This is a genomic window from Methylophaga sp. UBA5088, from assembly GCF_002414625.1.
Lineage (GTDB): Bacteria > Pseudomonadota > Gammaproteobacteria > Nitrosococcales > Methylophagaceae > Methylophaga > Methylophaga marina.
In genome coordinates this window covers 9,234-11,834 of the sequence record NZ_DIAC01000039.1, presented here as the reverse complement: position 1 = coordinate 11,834, position 2,601 = coordinate 9,234, and the positions used below count along the sequence as shown (strand labels likewise).

Here is a 2,601-nt window from a genome sequence, read left to right as displayed (position 1 = left end):
TTACGCTTCCTAGTCTACTTACAATATAGAAATTATGATTATGAAAAAACTATTACCCACATCAACAGCTGGTAGCTTACCGAAACCATCTTGGCTGGCAGAACCTGAAAAGCTTTGGTCTCCTTGGAAATTAGAAGGTGATGCATTAGCCCATGGTAAACACGATGCTTTAAAACTGTCACTGCATGAACAGCAACGTGCTGGTATTGATATCGTCAGTGATGGTGAACAATCACGCCAACACTTTGTGACCACATTTATTGAACATCTTGATGGGGTCGACTTCGATAAGCGTGAAACAGTCAAGATCCGTGACCGTTATGATGCCAGTGTCCCATCGGTTGTAGGAGCGGTAAGCCGACAAAAACCTGTTTTTGTCGAAGATGCCAGATTTCTGCGTGAACAAACAGATCAGCCAATTAAATGGACACTGCCTGGTCCTATGACCATGATTGATACTTTATATGATGGTCATTACAAAAGCCGGGAAAAGCTGGCCTGGGAATTTGCCAAAATTTTGAATCAAGAAGCAAAAGAACTCGAAGCGGCCGGAGTCGATATTATTCAGTTTGATGAGCCGGCTTTTAACGTATTTTTTGATGAGGTGAATGATTGGGGAATGGCAACCCTGGAAAGAGCTGTAGAAGGACTCACTTGTGAAACAGCTGTTCATATTTGTTATGGCTATGGCATAAAAGCCAACACTGACTGGAAAAAAACATTAGGTTCAGAATGGCGACAATATGAATCCATCTTTCCCAAGCTACAACAGTCCAGTCTTGATATGATTTCTCTAGAATGTCACAACTCACATGTGCCGATGGAGCTCATCGAACTGATTCGAGGTAAGAAGATTATGGTGGGTGCCATCGATGTGGCGAGCAGCAGCATAGAGACGGCAGATGAGGTGGCGAATACCCTGCGACAAGCACTTCAATTTGTGGATGCCGAAAACCTTTACCCTTGTACGAACTGTGGTATGGCCCCTTTGCCACGTGACTTGGCGCTTGGCAAGCTGAAGGCATTGAGTGCTGGAGCAGACATCATCAGAAATGAACTGTCGTCTTAAACGTAAATGTAAAACCCATGAGGCCATACCAGTCTCATGGTCTGATTACGAGTGTTTTATCGCATAGAGAAGTAAACGAGTGTGCTTGAATTCATAACAACAAATATCACCACATTTTTGGCCCTGATGGCGACTGGCATATTTGCTGGCGTGCTGGCAGGATTACTGGGAGTAGGGGGCGGCATTGTCATTGTGCCCGTGCTGTTTTTTCTGTTTCAAGGCTTTGGCGTCTCGCCAGATTCTGCCATGGTCATTGCAACAGCCACATCCTTGGCCACAATTGTGCCAACATCACTCAGCTCGATTTATTCACACAGTAAGAAAGGTAATGTCGATTTCGCTCTTTTAAAGCGTTGGGCTGTGTTTATTCTTGTTGGTGATTTAATAGGAAGTTGGTTGGTGACACGTGTTGATGGAGTGTGGCTGACAGCATTATTCGGCATTATTGCGACCTTATCAGCATTGAATATGTTGATAAGGACAAATAAATCTGCCTTATTTCAGCAATTACCCGCCAAGCTGGGTCAATCAGTGATGGGCTCGGCTATTGGCTTTTTTAGCTCTATGGTGGGTATCGGCGGAGGCACACTCTCCGTGCCATTACTGACTTTATATAACTATCCCGCACACAAGGCCGTGGGTACTGCGGCAGCCATAGGTTTAATTATCTCCTTACCTGGCGCTCTTACCATGTTGTTTATCGGGAGCACACCATTAGATGCCCCTGCAGGCACATTTGGTCTGGTGAATATCATCGGCTTTGTATGTATTGTGCCGCTGACGGTATTATTTGCTCCGGTTGGCGCTACCTTAGCAGCCAAATTAAATGCTGGAAATCTCAAGAAAGTGTTTGCAGTTGTATTGTTGATAACCGGGCTACGTATGTTAGTTCAAGTATTTATGTAAACAGCTGACAGTAGCTTTAAAGATGAGTACATATAAGGAAGCATCCTTTCGGCCCCTAATATCTGCAACGATTTACTGAACGCGTCATATCAGTATAAATAGGCTCTTATTTATATAAGAATGAGAGCAGCCAACAATTTTTCCGTATCTTCTTAATTGGATGACAAAACGGATGCTGTAAGAAAGCATCAATTGAGAAATATGGCAGACGTTGATTGCTTAACTGGAAAATAAAAGTCGCGTTAATCAGCTTTGTGAGTCTAGTTTTTAACTAACTTATATTAGGAGAGGCATGGAGAAGGGGTAGAGGTTTAACGATAAAGACAGATGGCGCGCCCGGCACGATTCGAACGTGCGACCGCCTGGTTCGTAGCCAGGTACTCTATCCAGCTGAGCTACGGGCGCTATCTATCTGTGATCGTTTATTGAAATAAAAAAGCAGTCCCGATTTCTCGGTGACTGCTTGATTATGTACTTAAATGGCGCGCCCGGCACGATTCGAACGTGCGACCGCCTGGTTCGTAGCCAGGTACTCTATCCAGCTGAGCTACGGGCGCTAAAGCCGCTTATTATACAAGCATACAAAGATGCCTTCAATAAATTTATGGCGGAGAGCGAGGGATTCG

Annotated in this window: 2 protein-coding genes and 2 tRNA genes; 2 read left to right on the top strand and 2 right to left on the bottom strand. The window is 44.4% G+C overall.

All coding sequences use genetic code 11. From position 1 onward, the window contains the following. The first annotated feature begins 40 nt into the window (after positions 1 to 40). On the top strand, positions 41 to 1,069 hold the full coding sequence (locus B4K20_RS05475) for a methionine synthase (protein WP_289282168.1): 1,029 nt from the start codon (positions 41 to 43) through the stop codon (positions 1,067 to 1,069). Positions 1,070 to 1,150: 81 nt separating this feature from the next. After that, complete coding sequence (locus B4K20_RS05470; RefSeq protein ID WP_289282167.1) at positions 1,151 to 1,975, top strand: sulfite exporter TauE/SafE family protein; 825 nt, start codon at positions 1,151 to 1,153, stop codon at positions 1,973 to 1,975. Between the two features lie 328 nt (positions 1,976 to 2,303). Here B4K20_RS05470 and B4K20_RS05465 read toward each other — a convergent pair. Further along, positions 2,304 to 2,380, bottom strand: a tRNA-Arg gene (locus B4K20_RS05465). 75 nt (positions 2,381 to 2,455) lie between these two features. Beyond that, a tRNA-Arg gene (locus B4K20_RS05460) sits at positions 2,456 to 2,532 on the bottom strand. Between the last annotated feature and the right edge of the window lie 69 nt (positions 2,533 to 2,601).

Excerpts from the sequence above, each read along its gene's own strand:
- B4K20_RS05475 (WP_289282168.1), top strand. The coding sequence starts at position 41 with ATGAAAAAACTATTACCCACATCAACAGCTGGTAGCTTACCGAAACCA.